The 17,680-nt window shown below is 64.6% G+C and carries 14 protein-coding genes; 6 read left to right on the top strand and 8 right to left on the bottom strand.

The window, feature by feature from the left end; genetic code table 11:
- Window positions 1-7: 7 nt before the first annotated feature.
- The 7 genes from EN874_RS00190 to EN874_RS00160 form a co-directional block, all read right to left on the bottom strand.
- Window positions 8-1,480 (bottom strand): aspartate aminotransferase family protein, encoded by a 1,473-nt coding sequence (locus EN874_RS00190; protein ID WP_127428273.1) that lies wholly within the window; start codon window positions 1,478-1,480, stop codon window positions 8-10.
- Window positions 1,481-1,502: 22 nt separating this feature from the next.
- Window positions 1,503-2,510: an NAD(P)-dependent oxidoreductase gene (locus tag EN874_RS00185; RefSeq protein WP_127428272.1), complete on the bottom strand. Its 1,008-nt coding sequence runs from the start codon at window positions 2,508-2,510 to the stop codon at window positions 1,503-1,505.
- On the bottom strand, window positions 2,507-2,971 hold the full coding sequence (locus EN874_RS00180) for an EamA family transporter (protein ID WP_127428271.1): 465 nt from the start codon (window positions 2,969-2,971) through the stop codon (window positions 2,507-2,509). Before EN874_RS00180 ends, EN874_RS00185 begins: the two co-directional genes overlap by 4 nt.
- Before the next feature lie 123 nt (window positions 2,972-3,094).
- Window positions 3,095-4,453, bottom strand: coding sequence for an FAD-binding oxidoreductase (locus EN874_RS00175; protein WP_127428270.1), 1,359 nt, complete (start codon window positions 4,451-4,453; stop codon window positions 3,095-3,097).
- Window positions 4,450-5,889 (bottom strand): UbiA family prenyltransferase, encoded by a 1,440-nt coding sequence (locus EN874_RS00170; RefSeq protein ID WP_127428269.1) that lies wholly within the window; start codon window positions 5,887-5,889, stop codon window positions 4,450-4,452. The genes EN874_RS00175 and EN874_RS00170 overlap by 4 nt, the downstream gene beginning before the upstream one ends.
- A gap of 204 nt (window positions 5,890-6,093) precedes the next feature.
- Entirely contained in the window at window positions 6,094-6,357 is a 264-nt protein-coding gene (locus EN874_RS00165; RefSeq protein WP_127428268.1) for a hypothetical protein, read from the bottom strand.
- A gap of 240 nt (window positions 6,358-6,597) precedes the next feature.
- Entirely contained in the window at window positions 6,598-9,087 is a 2,490-nt protein-coding gene (locus EN874_RS00160; RefSeq protein ID WP_127428267.1) for a mechanosensitive ion channel family protein, read from the bottom strand.
- Between the two features lie 206 nt (window positions 9,088-9,293).
- Between EN874_RS00160 and EN874_RS00155 the strand changes: the two genes are divergently transcribed.
- From EN874_RS00155 to EN874_RS00135, 5 genes are all read left to right on the top strand, one after another.
- Window positions 9,294-10,553 (top strand): sarcosine oxidase subunit beta, encoded by a 1,260-nt coding sequence (locus EN874_RS00155; RefSeq protein WP_127428266.1) that lies wholly within the window; start codon window positions 9,294-9,296, stop codon window positions 10,551-10,553.
- Between the two features lie 14 nt (window positions 10,554-10,567).
- Window positions 10,568-10,861, top strand: a complete 294-nt coding sequence (locus EN874_RS00150; protein ID WP_126088653.1) for a sarcosine oxidase subunit delta — start codon at window positions 10,568-10,570, stop codon at window positions 10,859-10,861.
- Window positions 10,858-13,851: a sarcosine oxidase subunit alpha gene (locus EN874_RS00145; RefSeq protein WP_127428265.1), complete on the top strand. Its 2,994-nt coding sequence runs from the start codon at window positions 10,858-10,860 to the stop codon at window positions 13,849-13,851. The genes EN874_RS00150 and EN874_RS00145 overlap by 4 nt, the downstream gene beginning before the upstream one ends.
- The gene (locus tag EN874_RS00140; protein ID WP_127428264.1) at window positions 13,844-14,431 is read left to right on the top strand and encodes a sarcosine oxidase subunit gamma; all 588 of its coding nucleotides are present in this window, start codon (window positions 13,844-13,846) and stop codon (window positions 14,429-14,431) included. The genes EN874_RS00145 and EN874_RS00140 overlap by 8 nt, the downstream gene beginning before the upstream one ends.
- A 250-nt stretch (window positions 14,432-14,681) precedes the next feature.
- Entirely contained in the window at window positions 14,682-16,124 is a 1,443-nt protein-coding gene (locus tag EN874_RS00135; RefSeq protein WP_127428263.1) for an MFS transporter, read from the top strand.
- Between the two features lie 26 nt (window positions 16,125-16,150).
- Here EN874_RS00135 and EN874_RS00130 read toward each other — a convergent pair whose 3' ends face one another.
- On the bottom strand, window positions 16,151-16,855 hold the full coding sequence (locus EN874_RS00130; protein ID WP_127428262.1) for a nitroreductase: 705 nt from the start codon (window positions 16,853-16,855) through the stop codon (window positions 16,151-16,153).
- A 226-nt stretch (window positions 16,856-17,081) separates the two neighbouring features.
- Here EN874_RS00130 and EN874_RS00125 point away from each other — a divergent pair, with 226 nt between their 5' ends.
- Window positions 17,082-17,669, top strand: coding sequence for an XRE family transcriptional regulator (locus EN874_RS00125; RefSeq protein ID WP_127428261.1), 588 nt, complete (start codon window positions 17,082-17,084; stop codon window positions 17,667-17,669).
- The last annotated feature ends 11 nt before the right edge of the window (window positions 17,670-17,680 follow it).

Here is a 17,680-nt window from a genome sequence, read left to right as displayed (position 1 = left end):
GCCTGCCTCAGCGGACCTGGCTCTTCACGAAATCCTTCACGATCGCCACGATGCCGCGCGACAGCAGGCTGTCGAAGGCATCGACGAAACGATCGACATGCTCGCGCTGGCAGATCAGCGGCGGCTCCAGCCGGATGACGTTGCGGTTGTATTCGGTGAAGGCGACGAGCACGTCGTAGTCGCGCAGGAGCAGCGAGCCGACGAAGCCGGAGAGCGAGCCCTTCAGCTTGTCGTCGAGCACGCTCACCACCGGACGCAGCACCATCGGCAAGGTCTGCGAGAAATCGTGGAACTCGAGCCCGATCATGAAGCCCTTGCCGCGCACATCCTTGATAATCTTCGGATATTTCGCCTTGAGCGCCTGCAGCCGCTGCAGAAGGTAGTCGCCGGTCGAAGCCGCATTGTCGATCAGGCCCTCGTCATAGAGGACGTTCAGCGCCTCGATCGCGGTGACGCAGGCCTCGCCCATGCCGCCGAACGTCGCCATGGCATGGATCATCGCCGTCTTCGGCGTGCCATAGGCCTTCATGTAGACGTCGCGCCTGGCGATCATGGCGCCGACCGCCGCCTTGCCGCCGCCGAGCGATTTCGCCAGCGCCGTCACGTCCGGCACCACGCCATAGTGCTCGAAGGCGTAGAAACGGCCGGAGCGGCCGTAGCCGCACTGCACTTCGTCTGCGACCCACAGCACGCCATGCCGGTCGCAGAGCGCGCGCAGCTTCTGCCAGTATTGCGCCTCTGCCTGGATGATGCCGCCGCCGCCCTGGATGGTTTCGAGCACGATCACGCCGATCTCGGGATCGCTCTTGAACAGGCGCTCGACGGCGTCGATGTCGGCAAAGGGAACGCGCACGACATTGTCGGCCACCTTGAAGTCGGCGCGGTAGAGCTGGCCGTCGGTGATCGCCAGCACGCCCTTGGTCTTGCCGTGGAAGGAGTTCTCCGCATAGACGATCTTCGGCCGCTTCGGGCCGGCGGCGCGTTCGGCGAGCTTCACCGCCGCTTCCATGGCTTCCGAACCCGACGAGCCGAGGAACACCATGTCGAGATCGCCGGGCGAGCACTTGGCGATGTTGTGCGCGAGCGCCGCCGCATATTGCGACATGAAGGCGATGGCGATCTCCTGGCGCTTCTCCTCCTGGAATTTCTTGCGCGCTTCCAGGATGCGCGGATGGTTGTGGCCGAAGGCCAGCGAACCGAAGCCGCCGAAGAAGTCGAGGATCTCGCGGCCATTCTGGTCGATGTAGAACATGCCTTCGGCGCGCTCGACCTTGACCTTGTGGAAGCCGAGCAGCTTCATGAAATGCAACTGGCCCGGATTGAGATGCGCCTTGAACAGGTCGGTGATGCCGGCGACATCCATCGCCTTGGCCTGCTCGACGTTGATCAGGTCGGGCTTGGCTATGGTGGCGGGCGACAGCGCCGGCGCCTCGACCAGCGCGCGCGTGCCCTTGTGTTCCGGCTTGGCCATGACGGTCATCGCGAAAATCTCCCTCGTCGCCTTATTCGGCAGGAACCTGTTCGGTGGCGACGGCGTGGCCGTCCTTCTTGGCGCGGTATTCGCTGTAGGCGGCGATCAGCATGTCCTCGTCGCGATATTGCGGCACCCAGCCGAGCTGGCGCTCGGCCTTGGACACGTTGAGCACGCAGTCCTCATCGGCGATCAGGTATTGCTCCGGATCCATGATCGGCATGTTCAACTGGTCGAGCAGGTCCAGCGTGCGCTTGACCGCCCAGCCCGGCGTCGGCAGCAGGATCGATCTCGAGCCGGCATGGCGGATCAGGTCGCCGAGCAGCTTTCTCACCGGCGGCGGATTGAGCGAGCCCAGATTATAGGCCTCGTTCGGCACGCCGGCCTTCCAGGCCGCGCGCGCCGCCTCGGCGCAGTCGAACACCGAGATGAACTGGTAGGGGTTCCGGCCGGAGCCGATCATCGGCACCGGCAGGTTCCAATCGATCAGCCTGAAGAGTTTTTCCAGGATGCCGAGGCGCCCCGGGCCGATGATCAGGCGCGGCCTGAACAGCGAGATCGACATGCCGCGCTTGCGCCATTCGGCGGCGAGTTCCTCGGTCCTGAGCTTCGACAGGCCATATTCGCCGAGCGGCGCCACCGGGTGCTCTTCGGTCATCGGCAGCACCACCGTATGGCCGTAGATCATGTCGGTCGTGTAGTGCACCAGCTTCGAGGCGCCGGCCGTGTCCATCGCCTGGATGATGTGCTCGGTGCCGTGGAAATTCACCGGGAAGAAGAAGTCGTGCCGCCTGGCGCGCACCTGGATCGGCGACAGCATCTTGGCCGACAGATTGTAGACCATGTCGTCGGCCCTAAGGCCCACTGCAGCGACCGAAGCCGGATCGGTCACGTCGCAAGTGATAAAGCGCACCGAACGATAGTGCGGCAGGTCGCTCTTGACGATGTCGGCGACGACGACATTCTCGCCGTCGGCGGCAAGCTTGGGGGCAAGGTGACGGCCGACGAAACCGTCGCCTCCGAAAATCACATGTCTCATCGAACGATCTCGCTTGTGCCGATCTTGTCGGAAGTGATGGAAGCGGTTTGGTCCTCCTGCCCGCGGCCGCCCAGATCGCGACCACCCAGATCGCGGCCGCTTTGCGCGATCAGCACGGTGCCGACGCAGATGCAGGCGATGCCGGCGATGCGCCAGCCATTGAGGTCCTCGCGGAAGACGAAATAGGCAAAGACCGCGACTGCGACATAGGCGAGGCTGAGGAATGGATAGGCGAAGCTGAGCTCGACCTTCGACAGCACATAGAGATGCGAGGCCATCGAGATGACGAAGGTGCACAGCCCGAGGAATACCCATGGGCTGAACACGATCTGCAGCAGCCTCAAGAGCGGATTGGCGCCCTCGAACGAGATCGGTCCCATCGACATCATGCCCTGCTTCAGCATGAGCTGCGCAGCGGCATTGGTCATGACCGTGAAGAGAATGAAGACGATGTATTTCATTATTGCCACCCCGCCCCAGAGCGGTCCTACTACGAATCCGCAAATATTTCGTGAAATCACATGTCTATTTTGAGTAAACCCTGAAGTTAACGCTTCACTTACCAAGATCTACTCAAATTCGACCTATTCCGCCGCCTCGGCCGCACCTCGTCCAACATCCAGTTTTTTCGCTGTCCGCGCCCAGAAACTCGATAGGAAGGCGGGATCGCGAAGCGCCTCCAGCCGCTGCCATTCCGGGAAGGACGCCGCGAAGGTTTCGGGGCCCATGCGGGCATCCTTGTAGGGGTTGACGGCGCCACCTGCCTCGACCGCGATGCGGTCGAGCTCGGCGAGGAGCCTCAGCGTCATTTCGCCTTTGTTGGGGAAATCGAGCGTCAACGTGTAGCCGGGCTGCGGGAACGACAGCAACGCGGGCGAACGGACGTCGCCAAACCGCTTCAGCACCGTGAGAAACGAGCCTTGGCCTGCCCGCCGCGCCGCTTCGAGCAGGGCCGGCACGGCGCGCCGCGCGGCGGTCTCAGGCACTACGCTCTGGTGTTGGAAAAGCCCGCGCGGCCCATAGAGCCGGTTCCAGTCGCGAATGCCGTCGAGTGGAAAGAAGAAGCCCTGGTAGCCCGTCCGGCGCGCATCTGGCGAGCGGCCCTTCTTCCACCGATAGGCAGCGTTGAAGACGGTCAGGAACGGGCGGTTGAGCACGTTGAAGGGAGGCCGCACGGGCACCGAGAGCCGGCTGCCTGCCCGTGTGGCGGCATGCGAGCCGTGCTCGACATGGTTGCCGGTGAACAAAAGGCCCCGCCCGCGCTCGTGGCCGCCGGCAAGCTGATCGATCCAGGCGACGGCATATTCATTGGCCTGGTCGGCGGCATCCGCAAGGTCGAAGAATTCGCCGAGGTCACGAAACCGGGTCGCCTTCTCGACGATGTCGAGCGAGGGCACAGGCATCAGCCGGATCGACGCCGACAGGATCAATCCGGTTAGCCCCATGCCGCCGATCGCCGCCCTGAACAGATGGGCGTTGTCGGTGTCGGAGCAGCGATAGATCCGGCCGTCGGACCGCAGCAGGGTCAAGAATTCGACATGACACCCGAAAGTGCCGCGCCGATGGTGGTTCTTGCCGTGGACATCGTTGGCGATGGCGCCACCGAGCGTGACGAACTGCGTTCCCGGAACCACAGCTGGAAAAAAGCCGTAAGGCGCGACATGGGCGATGATGTCGCAAAGCAGCACCCCGGCATCGGCCTCGATCGCGCCCGTCTCGGCGTTGAAAGCGCGGATGCGGTTGAGCGTCCGCATGTCGACGACCGTGCCGGCATCGTTCTGGCAGCTGTCGCCATAGGAGCGGCCATTGCCGTAGCCGATGAGTGAACCAGGCTTGGCCGCGCCGCTCTTCAACAGCGCGATGGCATCGTCGGCGGGGATGGAATGGCGCGCCGGAGGCGTCGCCAGCCCGAAGCTGCCGAAGCGTTCGCCGCCCGCCCTCACCAGCCCCAGCCTCCCGCGACCAGAAGCACCGCGCCGATGGCGACCACGATCTGGCTGCGCCAGTCGCGGATGATGAAGACGACCGGATCGTCATGCATCTCGTCGCGCCGGGCGAGGATCCAGACGCGCATGGTGAGATAAAGCACGATCGGCGCCAGCGGCCACATCAGCCACGGATGCGGATAAAGCTCGCGCACCGCCACGCTGTCCATGTAGAGCGCCAGCACCAGCGCCGAGGAGAAGGCCGAGGCCATGCCCGCCTGGCCGACGATCTCCTGGTCCTCGGTGCGGTAGCCGCGGCCGGCGATGCGCTCGCCGGCCGCGATGGCGGTCGTGCGCAGTTCGACGAAACGCTTCACCAGCGCAAGCGACAGGAAGAAGAAGATCGAGAAGGCGAGCAGCCAGAACGAGACGTCGACGCCGGTGGCCGCCGCGCCCGCCAGCACGCGGATCGTGTAAAGGCCGGCCAGGGTCAGCACGTCGATCAGCAGCATGCGCTTGAAGGACAACGAATAGGCAGTGGTCACGACCATGTAGCCGCCGAGCGCGCCGAGGAATTGGATCGGCAGCAGGCAGCCGATGGCGATGCCGATGGCAAGCAGCACTGCGACGGCACCGAGGCCGAACGGGATCGACAGCACACCGCTGGCGAAGGGCCGGTTGCGCTTTGTCGGATGCTTACGGTCCAGCGCAAGGTCGAAGAAGTCGTTGACGATGTAGATGGCGGAGGCGACGGCGCTGAAGGATACGAAGGCCAGAACGCACTGCCAGATCATGCCGACGTTGAAATACTCATGCGACAGCACCATCGGCACAGCGATCAGCGAATTCTTCAGCCACTGATGGACCCTCAGCATCTTGACGTAGGTCCTCAGCGTCCGCTTCGGCGCCGGCATCGTCTCGGCGCCATGCGCCGCCTGCCAGCGCCGGGCGCTGCGGTCCGGCGCGACGACGATGGCGTTGCGCGCGACGTCGAAGACTTTGAGATCGTGCCGGCTGTTGCCGGCATAGTCAAAGCCGCCATCGCCGTAGGCGGCGACCAGCGAGGCGCGCTTCCTGGCCGCAGTCAGATTATGCGGTCCGTCCGTCGCCAGCACGCAGTCGAAGATGCCGAGATGGGCCGCGATCGCCGCGGCGAATTTGCGCGGCGTGCCCGTAGCCAGCACGATCCTGCGGCCTTCCTCGTGCTCGGCGCGGAGGCGCCCGAGCAATTCGGCCTGATAAGGCAGCGAGGCCGGATCGATGTCGACGCGCGCGGCGATTTCCCGCTTGAGCCGCGCCGGACCGCCGGTCAGCCAAAGCGGCAGGAAAAAGAGATAAAGCGGGTTCTTCTTGAGCAGGATGAACAAGCCTTCCCATAGAAGGTCTGTTGCAACCAATGTGCCGTCGAGGTCGACCGCAAGCGGAATTGCGTTCCTGTCCGACCGCGCGTCCATTGTTGCCTTGCCCTGCTCGCCCCGCGCCGTGTTTCGGCGCCCTCGCGACGGATATAACGGGAGATGGCGGAGCGAACGTTAAAACGTCCGGTTGCAACGCGCTGTACAGACGTATTTCCGGCGGCATCGTTAAGCCGCGGCTACCGGAAACGATAAAAGGCCGGACATCCGCCCGGCCTTTGCCGATCGTGCTTGCAGGCGCTCTTACTTGATACGGGCGATGCCGCCCGAGATCTCGACCGTTTCCGAACCGGTCAGCGCTTCGAGGTCACCGTTGGGCAAGGTGACGAAGCAGCCATTCGGGCAGAATTCCACCGTCTCGCCGGCGGCCAGCGCCAGCTCGGTCTTGCCGCCGCCCTCGGTCACGATCAACGTCCGCGTCTGGGCGTCCTTGTTGACCGCGCTGGCGGCAAAAGCCGAACCGCCGAGAGCCAGGAAAGCGATGGCGGTAACGACAGACTTCCACATTGCAATTCCGGTGTTTCCACACCGCCTCTGTTCATTTTCGCAAGGCATTCTCGCCCTTTGCGTGAGAGCTTATATGAGATGTAACCTGAACCGCAACTGAATGCCGCATTCATGCCACAATCGGCTTCGGGCAAATTTGGCCGGCCGGCGAACCGCGAGCAATTCCAGGAAAGTGTGCAACGGTTTTCGTCCGGCGTTGCGTCAGGGCGGTTCGCGGTTTCTGCGAAACGGTGAACAGCTCTAGTCGGGGTCGGGCTTGCGGCCTTTTCTCTTGGTTTTGGCCAAACGCGCCTGCTCGGCCGCGGCTTCCGCCTCGAGCCGTTCGCGTTCGGCGAACTCGGCTTCGATTTTGTCGTCGTCGATCGGCCACGCCTCATGTTTCTTGGTCTCGACCACGGCGCGCGGCGTCGAGGGGATTTCGATATGCTCGTCCTCGAAGATATCGGAGATCGCGAAGCGGATGTCGTTCTGGACGATGCTGCCGTTCAAGACGTCGGCCACGAAGACGCGGATTTCGAATTCGAGCGCGGCCGCCCCGAAATTGGCGAAGAGCACGAAGGGCTCGGGGTTCTTGAGCACCATCGGATGGGCGCGGGCAATGTTCAGCAGGATCGCATGGACGCGCTTGACGTCGCTGCCATAGGCGACGCCCACCTTGATGTCGACGCGGCCAAGCTTGTTACGGTGCGTCCAGTTGCCGACCGCATTGTTGATGAGGTTCGAGTTCGGCAGGATCACCGACTGCCGCTGGAACGTCTCGATCTCGGTGGCGCGCACGCTGATCTTTCTGACCGTGCCGCTGATGTCGCCGGCGACGATCCAGTCGCCGACCTTGAACGGCCGCTCGGCAAGCAGGATCAGGCCCGAAACGAAGTTCGAGACCACATTCTGCAAGCCGAAGCCGATACCCAGCGAAAGCGCGCCGGCTACCAGCGCCAGATTGGAAAGATCGATGCCCGCCGCCGATATGCCGACGAGCGCCGCGAGCGCGACGCCGGCATAGCCCACGGCCAGCCGGATCGAGTTGCGCACGCCGGTGTCGACCTTGCCGCGCGCCATGACCGAGCCGTCGAGCCAGCCCTGGAACCAGCGCGTCAGGAAATAGCCGATGACGAAGACGACGATGCCGGTGAGGATGCCGAGGACGGAAATCGTCACCGAACCAATCGTGACGCCCGTCGCCAGCTTGAAGGCCCAGGTTTCGATATCGCCGGGCTGGAAGCCCCACATCAGGAGAATCAGCGGCAGGAACACCAGCACGATCATCAGGTTGATGGCGATGCTGACCACCAGGCCGAGCTGGTCGAGCGCGGTGTCCTCATAGCTGGAATTGGCAGACAGCCAGCGCCCGACCGAGGTGTCGGCCAAGCCGCCCTCCTCGCCGATCGCCCGCGCCGACAGGAAGCCGATATAGGCGGTGACAAGCGTGGTGCCGGTGACGACGACCTGGATCGAGACGAAAAGCGCCAGACCGATATAGCCGAGCAGTGCCGCCGCAATGGTGAGCAGGCCAAGCCCGATGGCAATGAAGCGAAGCCAGGCCGGCCAGGGACGCCAGGACCCATCATGGGCTTTGAACGGCTTCAGCAGACCCATCAGGATCAGGATGACGCCCACGATGATGGTGGCGACGAAGCTCCTGGCAATCGTCAGCGACAGCGGCGCACCCATCTTCTCGTTGACGACAGACAGGAAGTAGTTGAAGCCGAGAACCACGGCCATGGCGGTGGCCAGCCGCACCAGCCAACGCGCCGGTCCGGTTGCGACTGGAATAAGCCGCCAGTTCGGCACCCGCGGCTCGAGCGCCGCATTGGTCAGCCGGTTGACGCAGAACACCACCGCGACGACGGCGAGCAGCGCGTTGAGGAATTCGCCGATGTCGCCGCGCAGCACGTTGTAATAGTTGAAGAAGAACACGGTCGAGGCGAGGAACGCGCCGAGCGCCACGGTCGGCAGCAGCGTCGACCAGAACGCCACGGAAAGGCGGCTGAGGTAGGACGGCTCTTCGACAGAAGGATCGGCCTCGAAGATGCGGCCGAACAGGCGCTTGCCGCCGATCAGAAGCACCGCCGCCAGCGCCAGCGCCATCAGCGTCGCCGCGAGCATGGCCTGGAACTTGAACTTCAATGCGAAGGTGAGCCAGGATGTCACCGCCTTGTAGAGGCCGGTGAACTGGCCGTGCGCGTCGGAAAAGGCCTGCGGGCTCAGCGCATCGGTCAATTCGTAGCGTTTCGTCAGAACGCTGCGGAAAAGCTCGCTGCGCTGGACAGCGATCTTGTCGACCAGCCCGCTGATGCGGATCGACAGGTTCTGCGCGCTGGCGACGACGGCATTGATCTCGGCCTTCTCGGCCGTGAGCGCCGCGCGCTCATTGGCGACGACCGCAGGCTCCGGCGGCTGCCCCTGCGCCGGCGGCGGTCCCAGTACCGCGATGCGGGCGTTGATGTCGTTGAGGCGCGAACGGAACGCGAGCGCGCTGTTCAGCGCCGCGCGCGAAATATCCTCGAGCTGCAGACGGATATCGACAAGGCCAGCATCGTCCTGGTCGGGCGCGCTTAGCTTCTTCTCCAGACCGTCGGCCTTCGCCGTCTGGTCCTGGATGGCCTTGGTCTGGTCGGCGATAAGCTGCGTGGAGCCATGGCCGATCGCCTGCGCCATCGCGTCGGACGACGGCTGCGCCGCGACGGCGACAATGACGACCAGGATCAGGCGTAGCAGTCGGAAAATCATGACGTGACGGGGCGACTCGCGGCCGAAAGATCTTCGAAAATTCCGTCCTTGATAAAGACCGGCATATCAGGCGGCAAGCCGTCTCCATCCGTGGCCGGCGGCGCGGATCGAAGTCGGCCTGTCGAAAAGCGATGGCGCAATCTTGGCTTTGCGCTTCTCGCCTGCTCTATAGTCTGCCGCCTCGCATCAACAGGATGACAGGAAGAATGGCGGAATACTCAGCCTTTTCGCTGCTCAGGAACGCACTGACCGGCAACCAGGACTGGAAGCCGGCCTGGCGCAAGCCGGATCCCAAGGCGTCCTATGATGTGATCGTCATCGGCGGCGGCGGCCATGGGCTCTCGACCGCCTATTACCTCGCCAAGGAACATGGCATCACCAACGTCGCGGTGCTCGAAAAAGGCTGGCTGGGCTCGGGCAATGTCGGCCGCAACACAACGGCCGTGCGCTCCAACTACCTTTTGCCGCAGAACACCCGCTTCTACGAGCATTCGATGAAGATGTGGGAGAACCTCTCGCACGACCTTAACTACAACGTCATGTTCTCGCAGCGCGGCTGCCTCAACCTCGCGCACACGCCGGCCCAGCTCGACGATTATGCAAGGCGCGGCAATGCCATGCGCCATCTCGGCGTCGACGCCGAGCTGATGAGCGTCGATCAGATCAAGGGCCTTGTGCCCGCGCTGGACGTTTCGGGTTCGGCGCGTTTCCCCGTCCTTGGCGGGCTGATGCAGCCGCGCGCCGGCACCGCCCGTCACGACGCCGTCGCCTGGGGCTATGCGCGCGGCGCCGACCGGCGCGGCGTCGATATCATCGAGAATTGCGAGGTCACCGGCTTTCTGCGCGACGGCGACAAGGTCGTTGGCGTGACGACGACGCGCGGCGAGATCCGCGCCAAGAAAGTGGCGCTTGCCGTTGCCGGCAGCACCGGCCAGGTGATGCAGCTTGCCGGCATCTCGCATATGCCGATCGAAAGCCACGTTCTGCAGGCCTTCGTCACGGAGTCGCTGAAGCCAATCATCGACACCGTTCTCACCTTCGGCATGGGCCACTTCTACATCTCGCAATCCGACAAGGGCGGCCTCGTCTATGGCGGCGACCTCGACGGCTACAACAGCTACGCCCAGCGCGGCAGCCTGCCGATCGTCGATGAGGTGATGAGCGAGATGCTGGCGCTGTTCCCGGGGCTGGCGCGGGTGCGCATGCTGCGTTCCTGGGGCGGCCTTTGCGACATGACGATGGACGGCTCGCCCATCATCACCACCGGCCCGCTGCCCGGCATGTATCTCAATTGCGGCTGGTGCTATGGCGGCTTCAAGGCCACCCCGGCCTCGGGCTGGTGCTTCGCCTGGACGATCGCCAGGGACGAGCCGCACGAATTCAACGCGCCCTTCACGCTCGACCGCTTCCATCGCGGCCTGATCATCGACGACAAAGGCCAGGGCGCGACCCCGCGGCTGCACTAGGGTTTGGAAGGAATATGCTGATCACTTGTCCCTATTGCGGCCCGCGCGACGTCATCGAATTCACCTACCAGGGCGACGGCAACCGCGAGCGGCCGCAGCCTGCCTCGCAGGATTTCGACGCCTGGAACGCCTATGTCTACGACCGGCTGAACCCGGCTGGCGACCACAATGAGATCTGGCAGCATTCCGGCGGTTGCCGCGCCCATCTCAGGGTCGTGCGCAATACCGTGACCCATGAAATCCTGAGCACGGCCTTCGCCCGGGGCGGACACAAATCCCCAGGGCACCGGACGGAGGGCAAGCCGTGAGCTCCCGCCGTACCGAGACCGGCGGCAGCATCGACCGGCTGCGCACCATCCGCTTCACCTTCGACGGCGCACCCTATACAGGCCATGCCGGCGACACGCTTGCTTCGGCGCTGCTCGCCAGCGGCGTCACGCTGTTCGGCCGCTCGTTCAAATACCACCGCCCGCGCGGCCTGCTCGCCGCCGGCGTCGAGGAGCCTAACGCCCTGGTGACGGTGTTGCGCGGCGAGGTACGCGAGCCCAACATCCCGGCCACCATGGTCGAGATCTATGACGGGCTCGTCGCCGTCAGCCAGAATCGCTCGCCTTCGCTCGCCTGGGACATCAGCGCGCTCAACCAGCTCGGCGGCAAGATCCTGTCGGCCGGCTTCTACTACAAGACCTTCATGGGGCCGGTGGTCGGCCCGCTGAAGGGCACGCGCTTCTGGATGTTCTGCGAGCATTTCATCCGTCGCGCCGCCGGCCTCGGTAGGGCCGGCACGGCGCCCGATACCTCGCGCTACGAACGCATGAACGCCTTCTGCGACGTGCTGGTCGTGGGGTCCGGCCCTGCCGGCCTGATGGCGGCGAAGGCGGCGGCCGACCAGGGCGCCCGCGTGATCCTGGCCGACCTCGAAGCGCGCTTCGGCGGCTCGGCAAACTGGTCGGGCGAGACGATCGACGGCGCGCCGGCTGCCGACTGGGCAGCGCGCCTCGTCGGCCAGCTCGAAGGCAATGACAATGTCCGCCTGCTGCCGCGCACGACGGTCTGGGGTTACTACGACGGCAACACGCTCGCCGCCCTCGAACGGGTGACCGACCACAAAGCGGTTTCGGCCAAAGGCGAGCCGCGCCAGCGCTATTGGGCGATCCGCGCTGCGACGGTGGTGCTCGCCACCGGCTCCTTCGAGCGCCCGCTGGTGTTTCCGGGCAACGACCGCCCCGGCATCATGCTGGCGCACGCGGCCGAGCGCTACGCCAATGAATATGGCGTGCTGCCCGGCGAGCGGATCGCGGTGTTCACCAACAATGACAGCGCCTATCGCTCGGCCGTTGCGCTGAAGAAGGCCGGCGCCGCTGTCGTCGCCATCATCGATGTCCGCAGCGACGTGTCGAACGAGATGAGCAGGCTGGCGAGCGAGGCAGAGGCCGAGTTGCTCGCCGGCCATGCCGTGGTCGCGACCGAAGGCGGCAAGGCGCTCACCGGTCTCAAGGTGCAGCGTTTCGACCTGACGAGCAGGGTACTCAGCGGTGACGAGCGCAGCATTCATGCCGACTGCCTGGCTATGTCGGGCGGCTGGTCGCCGACCATCCATCTCGCCAGCCAGGCAGGCGCGAGAGCTGTGTGGGATCCGGCGAGGCAGGCCTTCCTGCCGCCGCAGCCGACGCAGCGCTGGATCGGCGCCGGCGCCTTCACCGGCAGTTTTTCCACCGCCGAAGCCATTGCCGAGGGTCGCGCCGCCGGCCTTCAGGCCGCAGGCGGAAGCGCATCCTCAGCCCCTCTGCCCGCTGTCGAGGCGGCCCCTGGCGACCCTGATCCGGCGCCGGTCTTCGAGATCAAGGCCAAGGGCAAGAGCTTCGTCGACTTCCAGCACGACGTGACCGCCGAGGACGTGCGCCTCGCGCATCGCGAAGGCTTCGTGTCGGTCGAGCATCTGAAGCGCTACACCACGCTCGGCATGGCGACCGACCAGGGCAAGAACTCGAACGTGCCTGGCCTCGCCATCATGGCCGAGGCGCTCGGCAAGCCTATCCCCGAAGTCGGCACGACGCGCTTCCGCCCGCCCTACACGGCTGTGTCGATCGGCTCGCTCGCGGCCGAGCGCTACGGCGATCTCAAGCCCGAAAGGCTGACGCCGATGCATGACTGGCACCTCGCCAACGGCGCGAGGATGTATTCGGCCGGCCTCTGGTACCGCCCGATGATCTATGGCCTTGCCGGCGAGACGGTCGAGCAGGCCTATGTCCGCGAGGCCAAGGCGACGCGCGAGCGCGCCGGCATCGTCGATGTCTCGACGCTCGGCAAGATCGCCGTCCAGGGGCCGGATGCGGCGGAGTTCCTCGACCGCGTCTACACCAACATGTTCTCGACGCTCGCGGTCGGCAAGGCGCGCTACGGCCTGATGCTGCGCGAGGACGGGCTTGCCTTCGACGACGGCACCACCTGGCGGCTCGGCGAGCAGGACTTCCTGATGACCACCACCACCGCCAATGCCGGCAAGGTGATGCAGCATCTGGAGTATTTCCTCGACGTCATCTGGCACGAGTTGAAGGTCACCGTCACTTCCGTCACCGACGAATGGGCGGGTGCGGCGATCGGCGGCCCGAAGGCGCGTGCAATCCTTGCCGCCAGCGTCACCGGCGCAGCCGTCGACAACGCCGCGCTTCCCTTCATGGGCATCGTCCACGGCGAGATCGCCGGCGTGCCGGTGATGATCTGCCGCCTGTCCTTCTCCGGCGAGATGGCTTTCGAGGTCTATTCCGGCGCCGGCCACGGCACCAGGGTGTGGGAAGCGCTCATCGAGGCCGGCAAGCCGTTCGGCCTGGTCACCTACGGCCTCGAGGCGCTGGGCACCATGCGCATCGAGAAGGGCCATGTCACCGGCGCCGAGATCGACGGCCGCACGACCGCGCGCGACCTGCATCTCGACTGGATGCTGTCGAAGAAGAAGCCCTTCATCGGTTCCGCCATGATGGATCGCGAAGGTCTGATCGCTCCGGACCGGCTGGAATTGGTCGGCGTGATCGCTCTCGACAATCGCGCGCTCAACGGTGGCGGACACATCGTCGAGGAGTTGGACGAAGCCAATCCGCACGATTCGATCGGCCATGTCACCGCTTGCTGCTATTCGCCGGCGCTCGGCAAATACATAGCGCTTGCCCTGGTCAAGGGCGGCAAGGCGCGCCATGGCACACGCGCCTTCGTCTCCGACCCGCTGCGCAACCGGTTCGGGCCGGTCGAGATCGTCTCCAACCATTTCTACGATCCGGACGGGAGCCGCATGCATGGTTGAGCGTCAATCTCCGCTTGAGCCGGTTTATCACCCAGGCTCGCACGGCAATTTCGAACATGGCATCGACGTCATCCTGTCCGAGACGCGGCCGGGCTCGATCCTGCAACTCGCGGCTTGGCCGGGTGAAGAGAAGCGGCTGATGTCCGGCATATACAAGGTGACGGGCCTTGCCCTGCCGGATGGCGCCGGCGGCGGCGTCAGCAACGGCGCGAAGGCGGCATTCGGCTTCGCGCCGGGAAAATTCACCGTGGTCGACGAGGCCGAGGGGCTTGCGGCCGGATTCGCCGGCGTCGTCACGCCGGACATCGGCACGCTCACCGATCTTTCGCACGGCCGCACCGCGATCCGCATTGCCGGGCCGAAGGCGGAATGGGTGATGGCGAAATTCTTCGCCATCGACTTTGCCCTGCCGGCCTTCCCGCTGGGCGCGGGTCGCTCGACCAACCATCACGATGTCTTTGCCCAGATCCAGCGCAGCGGCGCCGACCAGTTCGACATCTATGTGTTTCGCTCCTTCGCGCGTTCGTTCTGGAAGGCCTTGTGCCACGCCAGCGAGGAAGTCGGCTACGAGGTGCACTAGATCAGGATGACGTTTCGTCGAATCGTCTTCCTGAACCAACTCTTTTGTTGGAGCATGATCTTCTCCGAAAACCGCTTCCCATTTTTTGCTTTCGCTGACCTTCGGTTCGGGATCATGCTTTAGGACCAGTCGCCTGGCACTATCGACGGCCACAACTGCTGCTTGAGGCCCGGGCCAGCGAAGACGATAGATGGGAATCATGGGCTCTTGCCGGGGCCCGTTCAGGCAACCAGTTCGACCACACCCTCCCATGACCGCAGAGACTACGGCGACAGCCACGACCCGCTTTGCTCCGGCGGGTGAGCCGTCGCTGCTGCTGCCGGCGACCGTCGCCTGCGGCGTGTTCATGACCAGCCTCGACCAGAACGTCATCGTGACCGCGCTCCCCGGCATCGGCGAAAGCCTCGCTCGGCCGCCCAGCCAGCTCGGCCTTTTGATCACCGTCTATGTCGCGAGCCTCATCGTCACCATGCCGGTCGGCGGCTGGCTGGCCGATCGCTTCGGCCTGCGCAACGTCTATTGCTTTGCGCTGCTGGTCTTCGCCGGCGCTTCGGCGCTCTGCGGCCTTTCGGAAAACATCTGGATGCTGGTCGGCTCGCGCGCCCTGCAGGGATTCGGCGGCGCGCTGATGGGCACGCTCGGCCAGGTGGTGATCCTGTCGAGCTTTCCGCGCGACCGCACGCTCAAGATCAATATGTACATCTCGCTCGCCGGCCAGTCCGGGCCGCTGGTCGGGCCGCTAGTCGGCGGCGCGCTGACCACTTACGTCTCCTGGCGCTGGATCTTCTATATCAACATCCCGATCGCGCTGACCGCCGCGCTGCTCGCGGTCTCGCTGTTCCCCACGACCACCAAGCCGGTGCGCACGCCGTTCAACTTTCCAGGCTTCCTGCTCGTCGGCAGCGGCATGGCGCTGCTCGTCTTCGGCATGGATTCGCTTGGCGCGAAGGACGCCGCCGCCGGCATTGTCGGCGCCGAGCTCGGCCTGGCAATCGCCATCCTCACTGTCGCCGCCTTCTATTGCTTGCGCGCTCGCAATCCGCTGCTCGACCTCAATCTCTTACGCATCCGCACATTCCGCATCAGCTTTCTCACCGGCGGCGGGCTCGACACGATCGGGCTGAGCTCGGTTGTCTTCCTGCTGCCGCTGATGTTCCAGCTCGGCTTCGGCATGAGCGCCGTGCAGGCCGGATCGCTGACCTTCGTCGCGGCGATCGGATCGCTGCTGATGCGCTTCTTCATGCCGCGCATCTTGAACCGCTTCGGCTTCAAGCGCGTTCTGGTCACGAATACGCCGATAGCCGCCTTGCTGGTCGCCGGTTTTGCCTTGATGCAGGAAAGCATGCCTACCTGGATCGTGCTTGCCTACATCTTCGTCTTCGGCCTCTTCCGTTCGGTGCAGTGGGCCTCGACCGGCAATCTTGCCTACTCGGACATCGCGCCGGAGCAGCTCTCGCGCTTCAGCGCGCTCTACTACATCCTCTGGCAATTGGCGGTGGCGATCAGCGTCGGTCTGGCGGCGGCTATGCTGTCGCTGCTCGCCGGCGGCGGCCAGGCCAGCGTCAACGACTACCGCATCCTGTTCATCGTCGAAGGCTTGATCACGCTTTGCGCGCTGCTCGCCTATCTCAGGCTGACTCCGCAGGACGGCGCCCATGTTAGCGGCCACGGCGCGCCTATGGGCACGGATTAGCAAATCCGGCCGCGGCCACGCCGGCGCTATTTCGCGAACGTCACCCAGTCTTCGAGCGGCGCGCGGTCGGTGCGGAATTCATTCTCGGGCTTGGAGTTGTCCTCATAGCCCAGCGCCATGCCGCAGACGACGACCTCTTCATCGGGAATGCCGAGCACCGGGCGGATCTGCCGGTGGTAGGGCGCGAAGGCCGCCTGCGGACAGGTATGCAGCCCCCTGCCGCGCGCCGCGACCATGATGTTCTGCAGGAACATGCCGTAGTCGATCCACGACCCCTTGTTCAGCCGCCGATCGACCGTGAAGATCATGCCGACCGGCGCGTCGAAGAAGATGAAGTTGCGGTCGTGCTGCGCGCGCATCTTGTCGACCTCGCGCCGGCCGATGCCGATGGCGCCGTACAGACCGAAACCGTTGGCGCGGCGCCGGCTGAGATAAGGCTCGAAGAACTGGTCGGGGTAGTACCGGTACTCGTCCCATTCCGCCTTCTCGGCGCGAATGCCCGAATTGAGGATGGCGTCGCTGATGCGCTGCTTCACCTCCCCCTTGGTCACATAGACCCGCCATGGCTGCATGTTGGTGCCGGACGGCGCCCGCGCCGCCACCGTCAGGATGGCGCGGATCGTCTCGTCGTCGACCATGTCGGGCAAAAATGCGCGCACGGACCGGCGCGAAATGATCGCCTCGTCGACTGTCGCAGCATCGAGCGCGATCCGGCTATTCTTATCCAGCATAGGCCGTCCCTTCAGGCATGGCCGGAACCCGATTTCCGCAACGACCATCCGCAGACACAAAACTAGATTGGTCCCGATCGGACGCCCCACCCTCCGTTCGTAGGGGAGCCTTTGCATCAAGCGTCAAAATCGCGCAAGCAAATCTTGCAAGGCATGAAAACCCGCTTGATTTTTTCATGAGTTTGCCCTCTCATGAAATTTGTTCGTATTTTTTCATGAGGCCCGATTGACCTCGACCGCTGTCAGACCGGAGCAGGACAATGGCGAGCGGCTGCTGGCCGGCGACATCCGTGCGCTGCGCAAGGCGCGCGGGCTGACGCTCAGCGAGATCGCGCTCAAGCTCGGCCGCTCCGTCGGCTGGGTCAGCCAGGTCGAGCGCGGACTTTCGGTCCCTTCGCTCGGCGATCTCAGAGCCTTCGCCGAACTGTTCGGCGTGCCGCTCAGCCTGTTCTTCAGCCATGACGTGCCTGTCGAACAGGAGCGCGGCGTGGTCGTGCGGGCGGGCAGCCGCCGCACGCTTGGCACAAGCGAATCGGGCCTCGTGGAGGAGCTTCTGTCGCCCGACCTCGGCGGTAGCTTCGAGATGCTGCGCTCGGTTTTCGCGCCGGGCGCCGAGTTGAAGACCGAAGCGCGCCGCCCGACGGAGGAAGCCGGTTATATCGCGTCCGGCACTTTCGAGATCGAGATCGGCGGCGTCTGGCATCGGCTTGGCGAAGGCGACTCGTTCCGTTTCGAAGGCAAGCCGTTTCGCTGGCGCAATCCAGGCGCCGAGCCGGCGGTCGTCATCTGGGTGGTTTCGCCGCCGGTGTACTAAATAAACGTTGG

It is taken from the genome of Mesorhizobium sp. M1D.F.Ca.ET.231.01.1.1, assembly GCF_003999155.2.
Classification (GTDB): Bacteria; Pseudomonadota; Alphaproteobacteria; order Rhizobiales; family Rhizobiaceae; genus Mesorhizobium.
The sequence above is the reverse complement of the archived record's forward strand: the minus strand, read 5'-3'. Positions and strand labels throughout refer to the sequence as shown.